Raw genomic sequence first — 457 nt, 5'->3', positions numbered from 1 at the left:
GAATTTAACCGTTTAAAGCAACAAGCAGGCGTAGACGCCGATGCCGTGATGGAGGGGACGCAGCGCTCAATGCGTGTTGCGCTTTCGCGAGAGGGTGAACGACTTGACTCCAATCTGCCATTTTTGGCAACAGTTGGCTCTACAAGCCCTTATGTTGGTCTGTTCGGCACAGTTTGGGGGATTATGAACTCTTTTCTCGGGCTTGCTCAGCAGCAGCAAGCGACCTTGGCGACGGTAGCGCCAGGTATTGCTGAAGCACTAATTGCTACTGCAATGGGGCTATTCGCAGCAATTCCTGCTGTTGTTGCTTATAACAGGTTTTCGGCAAGGGCTGATGCGCTTTATACAAGCTATGAAACTTTCGCTGATGAGTTCTCGAGTATTCTTCATCGAAATATTCATTCAAGTGCAGGAAGTGCAAAAGACGGTGTTGCTGATAATACTTCTAATAGAGGCT

At 48.4% G+C, this 457-nt stretch carries 1 protein-coding gene; it reads left to right on the top strand.

All coding sequences use genetic code 11. The features are described from left to right. A partial coding sequence (locus A3761_RS05860; RefSeq protein ID WP_197472867.1) for a MotA/TolQ/ExbB proton channel family protein occupies positions 1-457 on the top strand: 457 nt, incomplete at both ends.

Source organism: Oleiphilus sp. HI0123 (assembly GCF_001635315.1).
The sequence above is the reverse complement of the archived record's forward strand: the minus strand, read 5'-3'. Positions and strand labels throughout refer to the sequence as shown.